The organism is Actinoplanes philippinensis (assembly GCF_900113015.1).
Lineage (GTDB): Bacteria > Actinomycetota > Actinomycetes > Mycobacteriales > Micromonosporaceae > Actinoplanes > Actinoplanes philippinensis.
This window is the reverse complement of the sequence record NZ_FONV01000011.1, coordinates 206,315-225,376: the sequence shown is the minus strand read 5'-3', so window position 1 is coordinate 225,376 and position 19,062 is coordinate 206,315. Positions and strand designations below refer to the sequence as shown.

General features: G+C 71.4%; 16 protein-coding genes. 8 read left to right on the top strand and 8 right to left on the bottom strand.

What is annotated here, in order from left to right; all coding sequences use genetic code 11:
• Positions 1-78 precede the first annotated feature (78 nt).
• Both BM290_RS29230 and BM290_RS29225 read left to right on the top strand, forming a co-directional pair.
• Complete coding sequence (locus BM290_RS29230; protein WP_177319946.1) at positions 79-1,317, top strand: NAD(P)-dependent malic enzyme; 1,239 nt, start codon at positions 79-81, stop codon at positions 1,315-1,317.
• 76 nt (positions 1,318-1,393) lie between these two features.
• Positions 1,394-2,335, top strand: coding sequence for a zinc-binding dehydrogenase (locus BM290_RS29225; protein ID WP_093619124.1), 942 nt, complete (start codon positions 1,394-1,396; stop codon positions 2,333-2,335).
• Here the strand turns inward: BM290_RS29225 and BM290_RS29220 are convergent.
• Complete coding sequence (locus BM290_RS29220; RefSeq protein WP_177319945.1) at positions 2,332-3,150, bottom strand: alpha/beta hydrolase family protein; 819 nt, start codon at positions 3,148-3,150, stop codon at positions 2,332-2,334. The genes BM290_RS29225 and BM290_RS29220 overlap by 4 nt on opposite strands.
• Positions 3,151-3,275: 125 nt before the next feature.
• Between BM290_RS29220 and BM290_RS48650 the strand changes: the two genes are divergently transcribed.
• Positions 3,276-3,437: a hypothetical protein gene (locus BM290_RS48650; RefSeq protein WP_177319944.1), complete on the top strand. Its 162-nt coding sequence runs from the start codon at positions 3,276-3,278 to the stop codon at positions 3,435-3,437.
• Here the strand turns inward: BM290_RS48650 and BM290_RS29215 are convergent.
• The 7 genes from BM290_RS29215 to BM290_RS29185 form a co-directional block, all read right to left on the bottom strand.
• Positions 3,423-4,541 carry an acetate/propionate family kinase gene (locus tag BM290_RS29215; protein WP_093619122.1) on the bottom strand — a complete coding sequence of 373 codons (1,119 nt, stop codon included), beginning with the start codon at positions 4,539-4,541 and terminating at the stop codon, positions 3,423-3,425. The genes BM290_RS48650 and BM290_RS29215 overlap by 15 nt on opposite strands.
• Positions 4,538-6,610 carry a phosphate acetyltransferase gene (pta, locus tag BM290_RS29210; protein WP_093619121.1) on the bottom strand — a complete coding sequence of 691 codons (2,073 nt, stop codon included), beginning with the start codon at positions 6,608-6,610 and terminating at the stop codon, positions 4,538-4,540. The genes BM290_RS29215 and pta overlap by 4 nt, the downstream gene beginning before the upstream one ends.
• A 75-nt stretch (positions 6,611-6,685) precedes the next feature.
• Complete coding sequence (locus BM290_RS48645; protein ID WP_093619120.1) at positions 6,686-6,862, bottom strand: DUF6104 family protein; 177 nt, start codon at positions 6,860-6,862, stop codon at positions 6,686-6,688.
• A 60-nt stretch (positions 6,863-6,922) separates the two neighbouring features.
• Complete coding sequence (locus tag BM290_RS29200) at positions 6,923-10,639, bottom strand: multifunctional oxoglutarate decarboxylase/oxoglutarate dehydrogenase thiamine pyrophosphate-binding subunit/dihydrolipoyllysine-residue succinyltransferase subunit (RefSeq protein ID WP_093619119.1); 3,717 nt, start codon at positions 10,637-10,639, stop codon at positions 6,923-6,925.
• 203 nt (positions 10,640-10,842) lie between these two features.
• Positions 10,843-11,652 (bottom strand): ABC transporter permease, encoded by an 810-nt coding sequence (locus BM290_RS29195; RefSeq protein WP_093619118.1) that lies wholly within the window; start codon positions 11,650-11,652, stop codon positions 10,843-10,845.
• Positions 11,649-12,569 (bottom strand): ABC transporter ATP-binding protein, encoded by a 921-nt coding sequence (locus tag BM290_RS29190; protein ID WP_093619346.1) that lies wholly within the window; start codon positions 12,567-12,569, stop codon positions 11,649-11,651. Before BM290_RS29190 ends, BM290_RS29195 begins: the two co-directional genes overlap by 4 nt.
• 40 nt (positions 12,570-12,609) lie before the next feature.
• The gene (locus BM290_RS29185) at positions 12,610-13,278 is read right to left on the bottom strand and encodes a hotdog family protein (RefSeq protein ID WP_093619117.1); all 669 of its coding nucleotides are present in this window, start codon (positions 13,276-13,278) and stop codon (positions 12,610-12,612) included.
• A 93-nt stretch (positions 13,279-13,371) separates the two neighbouring features.
• Here BM290_RS29185 and BM290_RS29180 point away from each other — a divergent pair, with 93 nt between their 5' ends.
• The 5 genes from BM290_RS29180 to BM290_RS29160 all read left to right on the top strand — a co-directional run bounded on the left by BM290_RS29180 (position 13,372) and on the right by BM290_RS29160 (position 18,916).
• Complete coding sequence (locus tag BM290_RS29180) at positions 13,372-14,133, top strand: GNAT family N-acetyltransferase (RefSeq protein WP_093619116.1); 762 nt, start codon at positions 13,372-13,374, stop codon at positions 14,131-14,133.
• Positions 14,130-14,915, top strand: coding sequence for a lysophospholipid acyltransferase family protein (locus tag BM290_RS29175; protein WP_093619115.1), 786 nt, complete (start codon positions 14,130-14,132; stop codon positions 14,913-14,915). Before BM290_RS29180 ends, BM290_RS29175 begins: the two co-directional genes overlap by 4 nt.
• 77 nt (positions 14,916-14,992) lie before the next feature.
• Positions 14,993-15,706 (top strand): response regulator transcription factor, encoded by a 714-nt coding sequence (locus BM290_RS29170; protein WP_093619114.1) that lies wholly within the window; start codon positions 14,993-14,995, stop codon positions 15,704-15,706.
• A 39-nt stretch (positions 15,707-15,745) separates the two neighbouring features.
• Positions 15,746-17,314 (top strand): HAMP domain-containing sensor histidine kinase, encoded by a 1,569-nt coding sequence (locus tag BM290_RS29165; RefSeq protein ID WP_093619345.1) that lies wholly within the window; start codon positions 15,746-15,748, stop codon positions 17,312-17,314.
• Between the two features lie 39 nt (positions 17,315-17,353).
• The gene (locus BM290_RS29160) at positions 17,354-18,916 is read left to right on the top strand and encodes a S1C family serine protease (protein ID WP_093619113.1); all 1,563 of its coding nucleotides are present in this window, start codon (positions 17,354-17,356) and stop codon (positions 18,914-18,916) included.
• The last annotated feature ends 146 nt before the right edge of the window (positions 18,917-19,062 follow it).

Genomic DNA, 19,062 nt, shown 5'->3' with positions numbered 1-19,062 from the left:
CGCGGTTCCGGCGCATACTCGCGACCGGGATTCCAGCAGGTGCCACGTATCAATGTCGATGCAGTGTGGAGTTTCACCGTGTCATTCTTCAGTTTCGAACTCGATCCCGCCCTGGCCGCCGATCCCGTCTTCGACCTGCACCGCCGGGGCAAGATGACGATGAGCGCGACCGTCCCGCTGGCCAGCCGCGACGACCTGTCGCTGGCGTACACGCCCGGGGTCGCCCGGGTCTGTGAGGCGATCGCCGAGGACGAGGGGCTCTACCCCGACTACACCTGGACGTCGAACACGGTCGCCGTGGTCACCGACGGGTCCGCCGTCCTGGGGCTCGGCAACATCGGGCCCAAGGCCGCCATGCCGGTCATGGAGGGCAAGTCGGTGCTGTTCAAGCAGTTCGGCGGCGTCGACTCGATCCCGATCGTCCTGGACACGCAGGACGTGGAGGGGATCATCGCGACGGTCACGGCGATGGCTCCGTCGTTCGGCGGCATCAACCTGGAGGACATCAGCGCGCCGCGCTGTTTCGAGATCGAGCGCCGGCTGGACGCCGCGCTCGACATCCCGGTCTTCCACGACGACCAGCACGGCACCGCGGTGGTCACGCTGGCCGCGCTGCGCAACGCCGCCAAGCTGCTCGGGCGCTCGTTCGGTGAGCTGCGGGTGGTGATCAGCGGGGCCGGCGCGGCCGGTGTCGCGATCACGAACACGCTGATCGCGGCGGGTGTCCAGGGCGCCAACACGATCGTGGTCGACTCGCGCGGCATCATCCACGCCGAGCGCGGCGACCTGAGCGGGATGAAGGCGGAGATCGCGGCCGTCACGAACGTCTCGGGGCGTACCGGCGGCATCGCGGAGGCGCTGATCGGCGCCGACGTGCTCGTCGGCGTCTCCGGCGGAACCATCCCGGAGGAGGCCCTGGCCGGCATGGCGCCGGGCGCGATCATCTTCGCGCTGGCCAACCCGACTCCCGAGGTGCATCCGACGGTCGCGCACCGGTACGCGGCGGTCGTCGCCACCGGCCGTAGCGACTTCCCCAACCAGATCAACAACGTCCTGGCGTTCCCGGGGATCTTCCGCGGGGCGCTCGACGTCCGGGCCAGTACGATCACCGACCGGATGAAGGTGGCGGCGGCCGACGCGATCGCCGCGATCGTCGCCGACGAGCTCCGCCCGGACGCGATCGTGCCGTCGCCGCTGGACCCGCGGGTCGCTCCGGCGGTCGCCGCCGCCGTCGCGGCCGCGGCCATCGAGGACGGGGTGGCACGCCGGGCGGTCGCTCCGGCCACGGCCGTGCCGGCCACCGCCCGGCTCGCCTGACCGATCGACGACCGCCACGCCGCCCGCCCGATCGGTGCGGGCGGCGTGGCGCGTTAACGGTCGCTAAGGTCGGAAGATGCGCGCTGCCTATGCTTCCGCCCTGAACCCGGAGGAGCCGCTCAGCGGCCTGACCGTCGGCGACCTGCCACTCGCCGTGCCGGACGGCTGGGTGCCCGTCGACGTGCGGGCCGCCTCCCTCAACCACCACGACATCTGGTCGCTGCGCGGGGTGGGGCTGCCCGCCGACCGGCTGCCGATGATCCTCGGCTGCGACGCGGCCGGCGTGGACCCGGACGGCAACGAGGTCGTCGTCTACCCGGTGGTGGAGGACAAGGCGGACCCGCGGGGCTTCTCGCTCTTCTCCGAGCGGCATCCGGGCACGCTCTCCGAGCGGCTGGCCGCGCCCCGGGAGAACCTGATCCCCAAGCCCGCCGGGGTGTCGTTCGCCGAGGCGGCCTGCCTGCCGACGGCCTGGCTCACGGCGTACCACATGCTGGTCACCCGGGGCCGGGTCGCCGAGGCCGGCGCGGTGCTGGTCCAGGGCGCCGGCGGCGGTGTGTCGACCGCGGCGGTCGCGCTCGCCGTGGGCCTCGGCAAGAGGGTGTACGCGACCAGCCGCGACCCCGGTAAGCGGGAGCGGATCGCCGGTCTCGGAGCGACGGCGGTGGAGCCGGGCGCCCGTCTGCCGGAGCGTGTCGACCTGGTGATCGAGTCGGTCGGCGCGGCCACCTTCGACCACTCGATGAAGTGCTCGGCCCCCGGCGCGCGGATCGTGGTGTGCGGCGCGACCGCCGGGCACCGCGCCGAGGTCGACCTGCGGCGGGTCTTCGCCATGCAGCTGGAGATCCTGGGCAGCAGCATGGGCACCCCGGACGAGCTGGCCGCCCTGCTGGAGCTGGTGGCGTCCGGCGCGGCCCGCCCGGTCATCGACTCGACGTATCCCCTAGCCGAGGCCGATCAGGCGTTCGCCCGGCTGGCCGGTGGCGAGATCTTCGGCAAGATCGTCATCGAGCCCTAGAAGGTGCTGGTCAGGCCGCTCTCCGGGAGCCGCTGCCGGGCGGCCTGATCACCGTTCAGCGTCCAGCGCCAGAAGTCCGTGGTGGTGGACGCCACCAGGGCCGGCTCGTCACGGTGCGGCAGGTGTCCGGCGTCCGGGAGCTCCAGGAAGCCCTTGGGCCAGGGCACCTCGTTGTAGGCGCCGTACGCCTGCTCGTAGGTGACCGTCTTGTCCTGTTTGCCTTGCACGAACAGCAGCGGGGCGGCCGGCCCGGCGAACGGCGACGGCTGCTCCATCTGCCGGCCGGCGATCAGCAGCCCCGCCTTGAGCCGCACGTCACGGCTGCCGCTGAACAGGCCGACCGTGGTGATCGCGCCGGCCGAGTGCCCGGCCGCGGCGATCCGTTGCGGGTCGACGTGGCTGCCGAGCGACGTCAGCAGCTCGGTGATCACGTATTGCGCGTCGGCGGGCTGGTTGACCACGTCATCAGCGTCGTATTCGGGTGCTTCATACCACGTGTGTGGATATTTCGGTCCGGCCACCACGAAGCCGGCGGCGGCCCAGGCGGCCAGCAGGTCGGCGTAGTCGTTGGGCTGCGAGGTGAGCCCATGACTGAAATAGATCAGCGGGTGCGGGCCGGTCCCGGTGGGCAGCCAGACCCTCGTCGGCAGGGGCCGATCACCGCCACGGTTGAAAGCGAGCTCCGGCACGGGCGCCTTCGACGCCGGAGCCGCGGACTTCGCAGCCGTCGGCGCCGGAGCCGTGGGGGAGCCGGGCGCCGAACACGCGGTCAGGCCGGAGGCGGCGAACAGGGTGAGGAAGGAACGGCGTAACACCCGGGCCATTCTGCCGTCCGAAGATCAGAAATCCCTGGTAGCGAGGGGTTGCCGACATCACATGGGGTCCGCCGAACAGGTGCCGCGCTTAGCGTGTTCCGACCCTTTTGGCTAGGGTCGTGCCCATGTCCGATAACCAGCCCGACCCCAGTGGCAACACCGAGGCGTTCCGGGCGTTCACCCGCACGGGCTCCGACGCCGAGGCGCCCTCCAAGATTCCGTACGTGATCGGCGGGCTCGTCGCTGTCGTCCTCGTCGCGCTGATCGTGGTGTTACTCCTGCGCTGACCCGATCGCCTTCCGCGCCTCCGAGGCGATCTCCAGCTCCTCCTCCGTCGGCACCACGCACACGGCGATCGGCGACCCGTCCGGCGAGATGATCGTCTCGTTGCGCTCGTTACGGCCCGGGTCGACGGCGATGCCGAGCGCCTCCAGCCCGGCCAGCGTCTTCGCCCGGACCGGCCGCGAATTCTCCCCGACGCCGCCGGTGAAGGTGATCGCGTCGACCCGGCCGAGCACCGCCAGGTAGGAGCCGGTGTATTCGCGGATCCGCCGGCAGTAGACCTCGAACGCGAGCGTGGCGTCCGGGTCGCCGGCCTCGTAACGCTCCTGCACGGCCCGCAGATCGTTGTCGCCGGCCAGCCCCAGCATGCCGGAGCGCCGGGTCAGCAGCTCCTCGATCTCGTCGACCGGCATCCCGGCCACCCGGTGCAGGTGGAAGATCAGGCTCGGGTCGATGTCACCCGACCGGGTGCCCATCACCAGGCCCGGCAGCGGCGTCATGCCCATCGACGTGGCCACGCTGCGGCCACCGCGGACCGCTGTGGCGCTCGCCCCGTTGCCCAGGTGCAGGGTGATCACGTTGGTGTCCGCGACCGGACGGCCCAGCAGCCGGGCGGTCTCGCGGGACACGTACGCATGGGACGTCCCGTGGAACCCGTACCGCCGTAGCCCCCATTTCGAGGCCAGCCCCCGGTCGATCGCCCAGAGCGCCCCCTCCGGCGGGATCGTCGAGTGGAACGCCGTGTCGAAGACCGCCACCTGCGGAATCTCCGGCAGCAGGTCACGGGCCACCCGCAGCCCGGTCAGCGCGGCCGGATTGTGCAGCGGCGCGAGCGGGATCAGCTCCTCGATGGTGGCCAGCACCTCGTCGTCGACCACTGTCGAGGCGGTGAACCGGTCGCCGCCGTGCACCACCCGGTGCCCGACCGCGGCCAGGCCGGACAGGTCCAGCTCGTCCATCAGCCGCCGCAGCGCCGCCCCGTGGTCGGCCGCGTCGCCACCCGCCTCGCCGATCCGCTGCACCAGGCCCTTGGCCAGCACCCGCGCGCCGTCGAAGAGCCGGTAGCGCAGCGACGACGAGCCGCTGTTCAGCACGAGTACCCGAGTCATTGCGCTCCCGCCTGGATCGCCGTGATGGCGACCGTGTTCACGATGTCCTTGACGGTCGCGCCGCGGGACAGGTCGTTGACCGGCGCCCGCAGGCCCTGCATCACCGGCCCGACCGCGACCGCGTTCGCCGACCGCTGGACGGCCTTGTAGGTGTTGTTGCCCGTGTTCAGGTCGGGGAAGACGAAGACGGTGGCCTTCCCGGCGACCGCGCTGCCGGGCAGTTTCGCGGCGGCGACCGCCGGGTCGATGGCCGCGTCGTACTGGATCGGGCCCTCGACCGGCAGATCCGGCCGGCGCTCGCGGACCAGCGCGGTGGCGGCGGCGACCTTGTCCACGTCGGCGCCGGCCCCGGAGCTGCCGGTCGAATACGACAGCATGGCGACCCGCGGCTCGATGCCGAACGCCGCGGCCGTCTGCGCCGAGGAGAGCGCGATGTCGGCGAGCTGCTCGGCATCCGGGTCGGGGTTGACCGCGCAGTCGCCGTAGACCAGCACCCGGTCGGCGAGCAGCATGAAGAACACACTCGACGCGACGGTCAGGCCCGGCACCGTCTTGATGATCTCGAAAGCCGGGCGGATCGTGGCGGCCGTGGTGTGGGTGGCGCCGGACACCATGCCGTCGGCCAGGCCCGCCGCGACCATCAGGGTCCCGAAGTAGTTGACGTCACGGACCACGTCGTACGCCAGATCGAGGGTCACCCCGCGATGCCTGCGGATCTCCGCGTAGCGCTCGGCGAACTGCTCCCGCAGCTCGGAGGTGGCCGGGTCGACCAGATGTGCCCCGCCGATCTCCACGCCGATCTCGCGGGCCCGCCGGTTGATCTCGGACGGGTCGCCGAGCAGGGTCAGGTCGGCCACGCCGCGGCGCAGCAGCGTCTCGGCGGCCCGCAGGATGCGCTCCTCGGTCCCCTCCGGGAGCACCAGGTGGCGGCGGTCGGCGCGGGCCTTGTCGATCAGATCGTTCTCGAACATCAGCGGCGTCACCCGGCTGGACCGGGCCACGTCGAGCAGCCGGGACAGCTCCGCGGTGTCGACGTTCTCCTCGAAGACACCGAGCGCCGCCTCGATCTTGCGCGGGGTGCTCAGCTGCGCGGTGATCCGGTCCGCGGCGGCGATCGTGTGGTAGCTGTCGGTCTTGGTGACCAGCATCGCCAGGCCGGTGTTGAGCCGCTCGATCACCCGGATCGCCCGCTCGTCGGCCGGCTCGCCCAGGGTGAGCACCAGCCCGGCCAGCGTGACGTTGCCGGCGGCGTGCGCGGCGCTGGCGGCCACCAGCAGATCGGCCCGATCGCCCGCGGTGATCAGCAGCGCCCCGTCGGTCAGCGCGCCCAGCACGGTCGGCACCTGCCCGGCGCCGACGACGTAGTCGAGCACGTCGCGCTCCAGGGCGCCGGCCGATCCGGACAGCACCGTGGCGCCCAGCGCGGCGGACACCTCACCGACGGTCGGCGCGGCGATCGCCGCGACCTCCGGCACGGCCCAGAACGGCACCGGCAGCCCTTCGGGCCGGGACATCGAGATCCCTTGCGGCACCCGGTTCGCGATCACCGCGGCGACCGTCGCGCCGAGATCCACCAGCGAGTGGTACGCGCTCCGCGTGGCCGCCGCCAGCGACTCCGCCGACCGCCCCTCGCCGCTGACCACCGGGATCACGACACTGCCGAACTCCGTCGCGAGCCGGGCGTTGAAGGCCAGCTCCCGCGGCAGCTCCTCGCGGCCCTCCTCGGGTTTGTCGCTGAAGTCGCTGCCGATCACCACGACCGCGCTGCTGCGTCGCTCGACCTCGCGATACCGCTCGACGATCCGGCCGACCAGCTCCTCCCGGCGGCCGTCGGCGACCAGTGCGGACGCCTCGGCCACGGTGACGCCGGACGACTCCTCGACGCCGACCGGGCCGGGATAGCGCTCGCGCAGGACGGTGATCAGCGGATCGGGCCCGGCCCCGGCGACCAGCGGCCGGAAGACGGCGACCTTGGCCACCTGACGGGACAGCAGCTCGACGATGCCGAGCGCGACGGTCCCCTTGCCGACGGACGGGCCCAAGCCCGCGACGTACACACTGCGTGCCACGCCTTCAACCTACCGGCCCGGAACCTGACGGGCCGGGCCGAAAGTCCCGATCCGTGGATGACCCGGGTCACCGGATCATTCGTCGTCCTCGTCGTCGCGGGCCAGCCAGGTGGCCAGCCGCTCGATCGGGGTCTCGAACTCCGGGTGCAGGTCGACGAAGGTGCGCAGCTGCTCACCGAGCCACTCCAGGGTCACGGTCTCCTCGCCGCGCCGCTGGACCAGTTCCTCGATGCCACGATCGGTGAAGTACATGCCTGGATGGTAAGAGGGGCCGCTCCGGCTTTCCGGAGCGGCCCCTCGTCGATCAGCGCGTCACGGACGCGGCAGCGCGGCCTCGATCAGCGCGGTCTGCTCGGCGTCGTGCATCTTGGCCGAGCCGACCGCCGGGGCGGCCGCGGCCGGGCGGGAGATCCGGCGCAGCCGGACACCCTCCAGGTGCTCCAGCAGGTTGAGCGCCACGAACGACCAGGCGCCCTGGTTGGCCGGCTCCTCCTGGACCCACGCGAAGTCCTCGGCGTTCGGGTACTTCGCGAGCTCCGCCTTCAGCTCCTCGACCGGCTGCGGGTAGATCTGCTCCATCCGGATGATCGCCGTGTCGGTGATGCCACGGTCGGCCCGCGCCTGGAACAGGTCGTAGTAGACCTTGCCCGAGCAGAGCAGCACCCGCTTCACCGAGCCGGCGTCGAGCGGCTGGCCGTTGACCCCGGCGTCGCCGAGCACCGGCTGGAAGGCGCCCTGCGTGAAGTCGCTCACCTGGGACACCGCCAGCTTGTGGCGCAGCAGCGATTTCGGCGAGAAGACCACCAGCGGCTTGCGCTTGCTGGACAGGGCCTGGCGGCGCAGCAGGTGGAAGTAGTTCGCCGGGGTGGTCGGGTTGGCCACGCGCATGTTGTCCTGCGCGCAGAGCTGCAGGAACCGCTCCGGGCGGCCGGACGAGTGGTCCGGGCCCTGACCCTCCATGCCGTGCGGCAGCAGCAGCACCAGCGAGGACTGCTGGCCCCATTTCGCCTCGCCCGACGAGATGAACTCGTCCACGATCGACTGGGCGCCGTTGACGAAGTCGCCGAACTGCGCCTCCCAGAGCACCAGGGCGTCCGGGTTCTCCACCGAGTAGCCGTACTCGAAGCCCATCGCCGCGTACTCACTGAGCAGCGAGTCGTGGACGAAGAACCGGGCGCTGCCGGTGGCCAGCGTGGACAGCGGCAGGAAGTCCTTGCCGCTCTTCGCGTCGACGATCGCCGCGTGCCGGGAGACGAACGTGCCCCGGCGTGAGTCCTGGCCGGCCAGCCGGACGGTGACGCCCTGGCTGAGCAGCGAGCCGAAGGCGATCAGCTCGCCGAAGCCCCAGTCGATGCCGCCGTCGGTGGACATCTTGGCCCGCCGATCGAGCAGCTGCTGGACCCGCTTGTGCGGGGTGAAACCCTCGGGCAGCTCGACGTGCGCCTGGCCGACCGCGCGGACGACGCTCGGGTCGATCGCCGACTCGACCCGCGGCTCCGGCTCCTCCTCGATGATCCGCGGCCGCGGCGGGCTGCCGGCGGCGTCACGGGTGGCCTTGAAGACCTCCTCGAGGCGGCCCTGGTAGTCGCGCAGCTGCTCCTCGGCCTCCTGCACGGTGATGTCGCCGCGGCCGATCAGCTCCTCGGTGTAGAGCTTCCGCACGCTGCGCTTGGTGTCGATGATCTGGTACATCCGCGGGTTGGTCATCGACGGGTCGTCGCCCTCGTTGTGACCGCGGCGCCGGTAGCAGATCATGTCGATCACGACGTCCTTGTTGAACGCCTGCCGGTACTCGAAGGCCAGCTTCGCGACCCGGACCACGGCCTCGGGGTCGTCGCCGTTGACGTGGAAGATCGGCGCCTCGACCATCCGGGCGACGTCCGTCGAGTACATCGAGGAGCGGCTGTACTCCGGGGCGGTGGTGAAGCCGACCTGGTTGTTCACGATCACGTGGACCGTGCCGCCGGTACGGTACCCGCGCAGCTGCGACAGGTTCAGCGTCTCGGCGACCACGCCCTGACCGGCGAACGCGGCGTCGCCGTGCACCAGCACCGGGAGCACCGTGTAGCCGTGCAGGCCGAGGTCGAGGCGGTCCTGCTTGGCCCGGACGATGCCCTCCAGGACCGGGTCGACGGCCTCCAGATGGGACGGGTTCGCCACGACGCTGACGGTCGTCGAGAACTGGCCGTCCGGCGTCGTGTACTTCCCGGTCTGGCCCAGGTGGTATTTCACGTCGCCGGAGCCGTGCGCGGTCTTCGGGTCCATCTGACCCTCGAACTCGTTGAAGATCTTCTCGTACGGCTTGCCGACGATGTTGGTCAGCACGTTCAGCCGGCCACGGTGGGCCATGCCGATCACCATCTCGTCCAGCCCCGCCTCGGCGGACGACTGGAGCACCGCGTCGAGCAGCGGGATCAGCGACTCGCCGCCCTCCAGCGAGAACCGCTTCTGGCCGACGAACTTGGTCTGCAGGAAGGTCTCGAAAGCCTCGCCCGCGTTCAGCCGGTGCAGGATGTGCTTCTGCTCGTCGGCGTCCGGCTTCGCGTACTTGACCTCGATGCGCTCCTGGACCCAGCGGCGCTCCTCCGGGTCCTGGATGTGCATGTACTCGATGCCGATCCGGCGGCAGTAGCTGTCCCGCAGGACGCCGAGCACGTCACGGAGCTTCATCTTCTCCTTGCCGGCGAAGCCGCCGACCGGGAAGGTGCGGTCCAGGTCCCACAGGGTCAGCCCGTGCTGCAGCACGTCCAGGTCGGGGTGCTTGCGGATGGTGAACTCGAGCGGGTCGGTGTCGGCCATCAGGTGGCCGCGCACCCGGTACGCGTGGATCAGCTCGATGACCCGGGCGGCCTTGTCGATCTGCCCCTCGGAGGTCCGGGCCACGTCACGCACCCAGCGGACCGGCTCGTACGGAATCCGCAGCGAGGTGAAGATCTCGTCGTAGAAGCCGTGCTGGCCGAGCAGCAGCTCGTGCATCACCTTGAGGAACTCGCCGGACTGCGCGCCCTGGATGACCCGGTGGTCGTAGGTGCTGGTCAGCGTGGTGACCTTGCTCACGCCGTGCTCGGTGAGGGTCTCGTCGCTCATCCCGGCGTAGGGCGCCGGATACTCCATGGCGCCGACACCGATGATCGCGCTCTGCCCGCTCATCAGGCGGGGGATGGAGTGGACGGTGCCGATGCCGCCGGGGTTGGTCAGCGAGATCGTCGTCCCGGAGTAGTCCTCCATGGTGAGCTCGTTGCGCCGGGCCCGCCGCACGACGTCCTCATACGCCTGCCAGAAACCGCGGAAGTCGAGGGTCTCGCAGTTCTTGATGGAGGGGACCACCAGCGTGCGCGAACCGTCCTTCTTGGCCAGGTCGATCGCGATGCCGAGGTTGATGTGCTCCGGCTGCACCAGGGTGGGCTTGCCGTCGATCTCGGCGTAGGTGTTGTTCATCTCCGGGTGCGCGATCACCGCCCGGACCAGTGCCCAGCCGATCAGGTGGGTGAAGCTGACCTTGCCGCCCCGCCCGCGGGAGAGGTGGTTGTTGATGACGATGCGGTTGTCGACCATCAGCTTGGCCGGGACCGCCCGCACCGAGGTGGCGGTGGGGACCTGGAGCGAGGCCTCCATGTTCTGCACGATCTTGCCGGCCACGCCGCGCAGGGTGACCGTCTTGGCGCCGGCCGGGCTCGAGGTGGCGGCGGCGGCCGGCTTGGCCGCGGGCTTGGCGGCCGGAGCGGGCGCCGGGGCCGGTTTCGCGGCGGGCGCCGGCGTCACCGGCTTGGCCGGGGCGACCGTGGCGGCGGCCGGGGCATCGGTGCCGGCCTTGGCCGCGGTCGCTGTCGCGTTGGCCGCGGTGGCCTCGTCCGGGGTCGCGATCGAGCCCTGGGACGTCGCCGGCTTGTAGTCGGCGAAGAAATCGTGCCAGGCAGGGTCGACACTGGTCGGGTCGGCCAGGTATCGCTGGTACATCTCATCGACGATCCACTCGTTGGGACCGAAGTCCGCGAGTGGATTGTCCTGCGAAGTCTGCTGCGTCGACACTGCCGCGTTCGCCTCTTTCACCGTTTTTGTCATCGCGTGACTGCTCCGTCACGCGGGACGGGTAGGATTCGGTGTCCAGGCTACGCCGTGCACAGGCGCTGTCGGTGCGGACGTCCGCTCTGTGGCCAATCAGACCCACGACCGGCAGCTCTCCTGCCGCCTCGTCGCGACCCGGCGAGGGTACAACGCCGGGCAGCCGTGCGTCAGGCGATGTCCCGCTGTCTGGTGATGAGCGTGCCGAGCGCCCCGGCCAGCGCGGCGTAGGCCAGCAGCACCGCGGCGCCCACCCACCGGGGCAGATCGTCAGCGCTCTGCGGGCCGGAGACCAGCAGGTCCGAGGCGAGCGTCGGGATGATGATCCGCATCCTCAGGATCGAGTCGTCGACCAGGTTGGCGAGCAGGGCGAAGACCGCGGTGAGGATCTGCGTGCCGACCACGTAGAGGACGGTCAGGGTGATCGTCGCGCCGATCTGGCTGCGGATCAGCACGCCGCAGCCGACCCCGACGAGCGCCCAGAGCACGTGGACCAGCAGATTGAGCCCGATCGCCTGCCACACGTACGGCTCGCCGAGGTGCGTGTCCCCGACGGTCGAGGTGAGCGCGACCGGGGCGAGGACCAGGTTGAGCGCCGTGGTGAGAAGCCAGACCAGCACTGCGATCAGGACCGACACCACCATCTTGGCCAGGATGACCAGCTCCCGGCGCGGGGTGGTGAGGAAGGTGGCGGTCGCGGTGAGGTGGAAGAACTCGTTGGTCACCAGGATCGCGCTGAGCAGCAGCACCAGCAGCACCCCGCCGAACTGTCCACTGGTGTAGAGGTTGCCGACGATCCGCTCCACGCTGAAGGAACTGAACGAGATGTTCTCCGCCTCCGGCCCGAGCGCGCCGATCGCCCGGGCGGCCAGCCAGTTGAAGGCCAGCGCCACCCCGTAGAGCGGGACGAGGAGGAGGGCGAAGATCCACCACAGCGAGGTGGTACGCAGTTTCAGCAGCTCGGCACTGACGAGGTTCATCGCGCCCCCGCCTTTCCGGCCGTCAGGTCGAGGAACGCGCGCTCCAGGTCGGCGCTCTCCCCGGTCAGCTCGTGCAGCTCCACCCCCGCGGTGAAGGCGAGGTGCCCGACGCGGGCGGCGTCGGCGCCGGAGACCCGCAGCAGGCCGTCCGGCGTGGCGACGACCTCCAGCCGCGCGTCGCGCAGGGTGGCGGCGAGCTGATCCGGCTGCGGGGTGCGGACCCGCACCCGGGCCGTGCCGGCCGTCTCGCCGAGCACCTCGGCGACCGGGCCCTGCCGCAGGAGCCGGCCGGCCGCGATGATCACCACGTCGTCGGCCAACTGCTGCATCTCGCCGAGCAGGTGGCTGGAGACCAGGACCGTACGGCCCTCGGCCGCGAGCGCCCGGAGCAGGTCACGCATCCACCGGATGCCCTCCGGGTCGAGCCCGTTGGCCGGCTCGTCCAGGATCAGCACCCGCGGGTCGCCGAGCATCGCCGCGGCGATCCCGAGCCGCTGCCGCATGCCGAGCGAGAAGCTCTTGAACTTGCGGGTCGCCACGGTGCTCAGCCCGACCAGGGCGAGCACCTCGTCGGCGCGCTGGTCGGGCAGGCCGGACGCGCGGCAGATGATCCGCAGGTGGTTGCGGGCGCTGCGGCCGCGGTGCGCGCCGGACGCCTCCAGGACCGCGCCGACCTGGCGGATCGGGTCGGGCATGTCCACATAGCGCACCCCGCCGATGGTGGCGGCGCCGGAGGTGGGCGTCACCAGCCCCAGGATCATCCGCAGCGCGGTGGTCTTGCCCGCCCCGTTGGGGCCGAGGAAGCCCGTGACCCGGCCGGCGTGCACCGTGAAGGAGAGGTCGTCGACCGCCCGCATCCTGGCGTAGTGCTTGGTGAGGCGGTCGACGCTGATCTCCGCGTAGTTGGGCCGGCTCATCGTCACGGCATCGTTCCCCCGTCGGCTCGAAACGATCAACCTACTGGACCAGCGCGAGCCAGGTGGCGCGTGCCTGCGCCAGGTGACGGCCGTCCGGCCCGTACACCGAGGAGTCCACGACGGCCTTGCGCCCGCTCACCCCGGAGAGCGCGCCGACCACCACGCACTCGTCACCCGGGACGGGCAGCGCGGCGACCGTCGCGGTGATCCGGCCGAGCACGAAGGGACGCCCCGCGTCGCTGATCGCCGTCCAGCCGCCGGGACAGTCCAGCGCCGCCCACATCGTCTCGGCGGCCACGTCGCCCGGCACGGTCCACGGCGCCGCCGTACGCCCTCCGGGCAGTGGGCCGGGGAAGATCCGCAGGCCGTCGCCGGGCGCCCGGTCCGGCCCGCAGACGAAGCAGCCGGGGAACGGGTGGTCGGCGAAGCCGGGGTAGTCCCGCGCGGCCGCGGACGCCTCGGCGAGCGGGACCGCCGGCACCGGCACGCCCGTGTCCGCCTCGTCGTCGATCTCGGCGACCAGCACGTCGCCGGCCCGGACCACGCCGCCGTCGAGCAGCAGGCCGGTATCGAGCGGTGGCGGCACGCGCAGGGTCACCCGGACCGGCGGCCCGCCGACCCGGGCGCCCGCCGCGGTGGCGAAGTAGCCCGCGCACCAGCCTCCGTTCCCGGAGCCGGGCGGGCCGTTGAACCGAGCCGGAATACGCATCCTCCGACCTTCGCACACGCAGTTCATCAACCGGTCACGCATCGCCACCTGAAGCGACACGCCATCGGCAGACATCAGCCTTACACAGATCACATGGCAGTTCTCATGACGGCCGCCGCACCCACCGGGACCAGCGGCTACACGCTCCTCCTCGCCGACGGGCCCGGTCTGGTCGAGGCCGCGCAGCGCCTGCGCCACGACGTCTTCGCCGGGGAGCTCGGCGCCCGGCTCACCTCCACCGCCGAGGGCATCGACGCGGACGAGTTCGACGCCTACTGCGACCACCTGATCGTGCGCGACGACGCGAGCGGCGAGGTGGTCGGCACCTACCGGATGCTCCCGCCGCGCGCCGCCGAGCTGGCCGGCCGGCGCTACGCCGACTCCGAGTTCGACCTGAGCGCGCTGCGCCCGCTGCGCGACCACCTGGTCGAGATCGGCCGCTCGTGCGTGCACCCGGACCACCGCTCCGGCGCCGTGGTCAATCTGATGTGGGCCGGCATCGCCCGCTACCTGCACCTCAACAACCTGCGCTGGCTGGGCGGCTGCGCCTCGGTGCCGCTCGGCGACGGCGGCGCGCTGGCCGCCGGGGTGCGCGCCCGGGTCAACGCCAAGCACCTCTCGCCGCCGGCGCTGCGGGTCCGCCCGCGCCGGCCCTGGACGCCGTCCGAGGGCGTCGAGGCCGACCCGAAGGTGGCGCCGCCCGCGCTGCTGCGGGGCTACCTGCGGCTGGGCAGCTGGGTCTGCGGCGAGCCGGCCTACGACGCGGACTTCGACTGTGCCGACTTCTATGTGCTGTTCTCGATGGACCGGCTGGACCCGCGGTACCGCCGGCACTTCCTCGGCGCGTCCCGATGACCACGCCGGTCTCGATCGGCGGCACCCTGTGGCAGCCCGCCTCGGGGTGCGGTGACCGGTGCCGTGACGGCGGCGCCGGCCGGCGGGGTGCGGCGGGCGTCGTGGTGCGGGTGGGGGCGCTTGCCGCCGTACTCCTCGGTGGTCTTCTCCTGGTGATGCTGAGCAGTGCCGCGCTGCGGACCCTGTCCCGGGGAATCCTCGCGGTCCTGGGGGTCCGTCTGGTGTGGCGCGGTCCCGAGCCGCGGCCCGGCAGCCTGCTGGTCGCCAACCACGTCTCCTGGCTGGACGTGGTCGCCCTGACCGCGATCCGGCCGGTGCGGATGGTGGCCAAGCACGACGTCCGGGCCTGGCCCGGCATCGGCGGCACCGCGGTGCGGGCCGGCACGATCTTCATCGACCGCACGCGGCCGAGGGCGCTGCCGGAGACGGTGGCCGAGGTCGCCGGCGCGCTGCGGGCGGGGCGTTCGGTCGTCGTCTTTCCGGAGGGTACGACCTACTGCGGCGCCGAGAGCGGGCGTTTCCGGTCGGCTCTGTTCCAGGCGGCGATCGATGCCGGCGCGCCGGTGGTGCCGGTGTCGGTCGGCTACGACTCGACCGAGGCGGCGTTCGTGGGGGAGGACACGCTGGGCGGGTCGATCGTGCGGATCGCCCGGACCCGGGGGCTGACGGTGACCCTGGCGGCGGCGCCGGCGCTGCGGCCGGACCCGGGAGCGGACCGGCGTGAGCTGGCCCGGGCCGCACAGGCCAGCCTGGCCGGACGGGGTTACCGCCTGGCGGCCTGAGACACCTGAGAGTGGCTCACAGAATATTTTCAGCGAGTGTGCAGGCAAGGCGCAGCGGGCCGGACGAGAATGGCGCCATGGCCACCCAGACCCAGCCCAAGCAGAGCGAAGCGAAGCTGCTCGTCGTCGAGGACGATGCGAACATTCTCGAGCTCCTCTCCGCAAGTCTGCGTTTCGCCGGGTTCGAGGTGACCACCGCGATGAGCGGCAGCGCGGCCGTCAGCGCCGCCCGCAACTCCACCCCCGACCTGGTCGTCCTCGACGTCATGCTGCCCGACCTGGACGGCTTCGAGGTGATCCGGCTGATGCGCGAGGGCGGGCAGCGGACGCCGGTGGTCTTCCTCACCGCCCGCGACGGCACCGACGACAAGATCCGCGGCCTGACCCTGGGCGGCGACGACTACGTGACCAAGCCGTTCAGCCTGGAGGAGCTCACCGCCCGGATCCGGGCGGTGCTGCGCCGCACCAACGCCGGTGACGAGCAGCCCTCCCGGCTGGTCTTCGCCGATCTGGAGCTGGACGAGGAGACCCACGAGGTCTACCGGGCGGGCTCCCGGGTACAGCTCTCGCCGACCGAGTTCAAGCTGCTGCGCTATCTGATGCTCAACGCCAACCGGGTGCTCTCCAAGGCGCAGATCCTGGACCACGTGTGGAAATACGACTTCCGCGGTGACGACAACATCGTCGAGTCCTACATCTCGTATCTTCGCCGCAAGGTCGACAACGTGCAGCCGCGGCTGATCCACACCCTGCGCGGCGTCGGCTACGTGCTTCGTAAACCAGCCGTCTAGGGCCCGGCCGTGACACTGACCGAGCGGGTCCGCGAGCGGATGCCCCGCAACGGAGGGCTGCGCCGGATCTCCCTGCAGACCAAGCTGGTCGCGTCGGTCCTGGTGCTGGTGTTCGCCGCACTGACCCTGATCAGCGCCGCCAGCACCTACTTCCTGAACTCCTATCTGATCAACCGGCTCGACGCGCAGTTGTGGGAGATGGCCGACAGCGCGCCGAGCCTGAAGGACGTCAACTACCAGGCGGTGTACGCGCCCTCGGAGTACATCATCGCCTTCACCACCGTCGACGGCGGCGGCAAGGTGTTCCGCGACCTGCATCTGACGAACGCCGATCTGCCGCTGCTGCTCAAGGGCAACGACACGATCGCCGCGCAGGAGCGCAAGCCCTACACCGTGCGCGGGCAGAACGGTGAGTACATGTGGCGGATGCTGGTCATCCGCCTGCCCGACGACACGATCATGCACGTCGGCCAGCGGATGCGCGGCGTCGACGACGTGATCGCCCGGCTCGTGCTGGTCGACGTGCTGGTCGGCGTCGGTGTCCTGATCTGCCTGGCCCTGGTCGGCGCCGCGCTGGTGCGGCAGAGCCTGATCCCGCTGCGCCAGGTGGAGCGGACGGCGGCGGCGATCGCGGCCGGCGACCTGACCCGGCGGGTGCCCGATCCCGAGGAGGCCGGCGGCCACCCGACCACCGAGCTGGGCCGGCTCTCCGAGGCGCTGAACTCGATGCTCGCCCAGATCGAGGCGGCCTTCCAGGCGCGGGCCGACTCCGAGCAGGCGGCCCGGTTCGCGGCCGACGCGGCGCAGCAGTCCGAGGCCCGGGCCCTGGCGTCCGAGTCGCTCGCCCTGCAGTCCGAGGCGCGTGCGCTCCAGTCGGAGGGGAAGATGCGGCAGTTCGTCGCGGATGCCTCGCACGAGCTGCGCACCCCGCTGACCACGATCCGTGGGTTCGCCGAGCTGTACCGGCAGGGCGCGGTCTCCGACCCGGAGCAGGTGGCCGCCCTGGTGCGGCGGATCGAGGACGAGGCGGCCCGGATGGGTCTGCTCGTCGAGGACCTGCTGCTGCTGGCCCGCCTCGACCGGGAGCGCCCGCTCACCCTGGCGCCGGTGGAGCTGCCGGTGCTCGCGCTGGACGCGGTGGAGGCGGCCCAGGCGACCGCCCCGGACCGGGAGATCAACCTCGAGGTCCGTGACTCGCCGGAGCAGTTGGTCGCCTACGGGGACGACGCCCGTCTGCGCCAGGTGATCGGCAACCTGATGACGAACGCCCTGGTGCACACGCCGCCCGGTGCCGCGGTGACGCTCCTGCTCTACGCCGGCGAGGAGGGCCACGCGGTGATCGAGGTGTCCGACCGCGGTCCGGGGCTGAGTGAGGAGCAGACTCGGCGGGTCTTCGAGCGGTTCTATCGAGCCGACGAGGCGCGGACCCGTAACACCGAGCGGGAGGCCACCGGCACCGGGCTCGGCCTGGCCATCGTGGCGGCCATCGTGCGGGCGCACGAAGGTTCCGTGCAGGTGATCTCGGAAACGGGGGAGGGTGCGACGTTTAGGGTCACTTTGCCCACCATAAATAGGGATAAAAGGTTCACAGAAAACGTCCAGGAGTAACACAGTTCGGTACGAGTCCGACGGGGCAGAGTTAGCTACATGAACGAGAACGAGACCAACCCGCGGCCCGCGGACGCCGCCGCTGACAACACCAGCGCGGAGCGGGTGGAGTCTGAGCAGCCGACGCTTGCGCAGCCGCCGGTTGCCCCGCAGTCGGGTGCTCCTCAGTCCGCGGCACCCACCCAGCAGAGCACATGGGCGCAGCAGTCGCCCTGGCAGCAGCCCGCGGCCGCCCACCCGGTGTCGGCCCAGCCGGCTGTCGCCCACCCGGTGTCCGGGCAGCCGGTCACCGCCCAGCCCGCCAGCGGCGTGCCCTACGGCCACCCGCACTACGCCTACCAGGCCCCGCAAGCCGGCTACGGGCAGCAGGGCGGTGAGTATCCGGACTACTCGCAGCAGCAGGCGGCGTACCAGGCCTGGCACGCGGCCGCCGCGGCGCAGGCGTCCGGTGGCGGCAACGTCCCGCCGACCTGGCCCCCGACCCCCGGCGCCCCCGGCGGCGCCGGCCGGCCCCCGGGCCGCGGGCGGAAGGTGCTGCTGACCGGTGCCGCGGCCCTGCTGATCGCGCTCGCCTCGGGCGGGATCGGCGCCGCGACCGCGGTGGCGATGGGATCCGACAACTCCCCTGCGACCGTGCAGACCGGCAATTCCTCGGTCACCCGCGTCGTGGACCGTTCGTCGCTGGCCCAGATCGCCGCCGCCGTGCAGGACAACGTCGTCTCCATCACCACCGGCTCGGGTGAGGGCTCCGGAGTGGTGCTGACCGCCGACGGCTACATCGTCACCAACAATCACGTCGTCTCGACGGCCCAGGGCTCGACCGTGACGGTGATCTTCGCCGACGGCACCAAGACCTCGGCCACCATCGTCGGCACCGACGAGCGCACCGACCTCGCCGTGATCAAGGCGGAGAATGTGTCCGGCCTCAAGGCCGCCACCTTCGGCGACAGCTCCAAGATCGAGGTCGGCGACACCGTGCTCGCCCTGGGCAGCCCGCTCGGCCTGGAGGGCTCGGTCACGGCCGGCATCATCAGCGCCAAGGACCGCAGCATCCAGTCCTCCAGCGAGCAGGAGCAGCCGCAGACCCCCTGGGGCAGCGGCCAGCAGCAACAGCAGCAGTCGGCCCCGACCACGATGACCGGCCTGCTGCAGACCGACGCCCCGATCAACCCGGGCAACTCCGGCGGCGCCCTGGTCAACACCAACGGCGAGGTGATCGGCATCAACTCGGCGATCGCCACCTCCGGGCAGAACACCGGCAACATCGGCCTGGGCTTCGCCATCCCGAGCAACAAGGCCAAGCAGGTCGCCGACTCCCTGATGCAGGGTAAGAAGGTCAGCCACCCGGCCCTCGGCGTCAGCGTCACCAACGCGGAGAACGGCGGGGCGGCCGTCAGCGCGGTGGTCGACAACAGCGCCGCCGCCAAGGCCAAGCTCCAGCGCGGCGACGTCGTGACGAAGGTCGACGGCAAGGCGATCGACGACTCGGACGATCTGGTCGCGGCCGTTCAGGCGGGCTCGGTCGGTCAGCAGATGACCCTCACCTTCACCCGCAACGGCGCGGAGCAGACGGTCACCGTCACGCTCCAGGAGTCCGAGTAGGCATCGACCCTTCCGCTACGGCGGGTGACGCGGCCCGGGGGTGGGCGCGTCACCCGCCGTGATCGCTTCTTCGCGGGATTCCGGACCTTTCGGTGGAAGGGGACGGAATTGGCGCGCGGGACTCGCGTTCACGCAGGCGAGCGCCT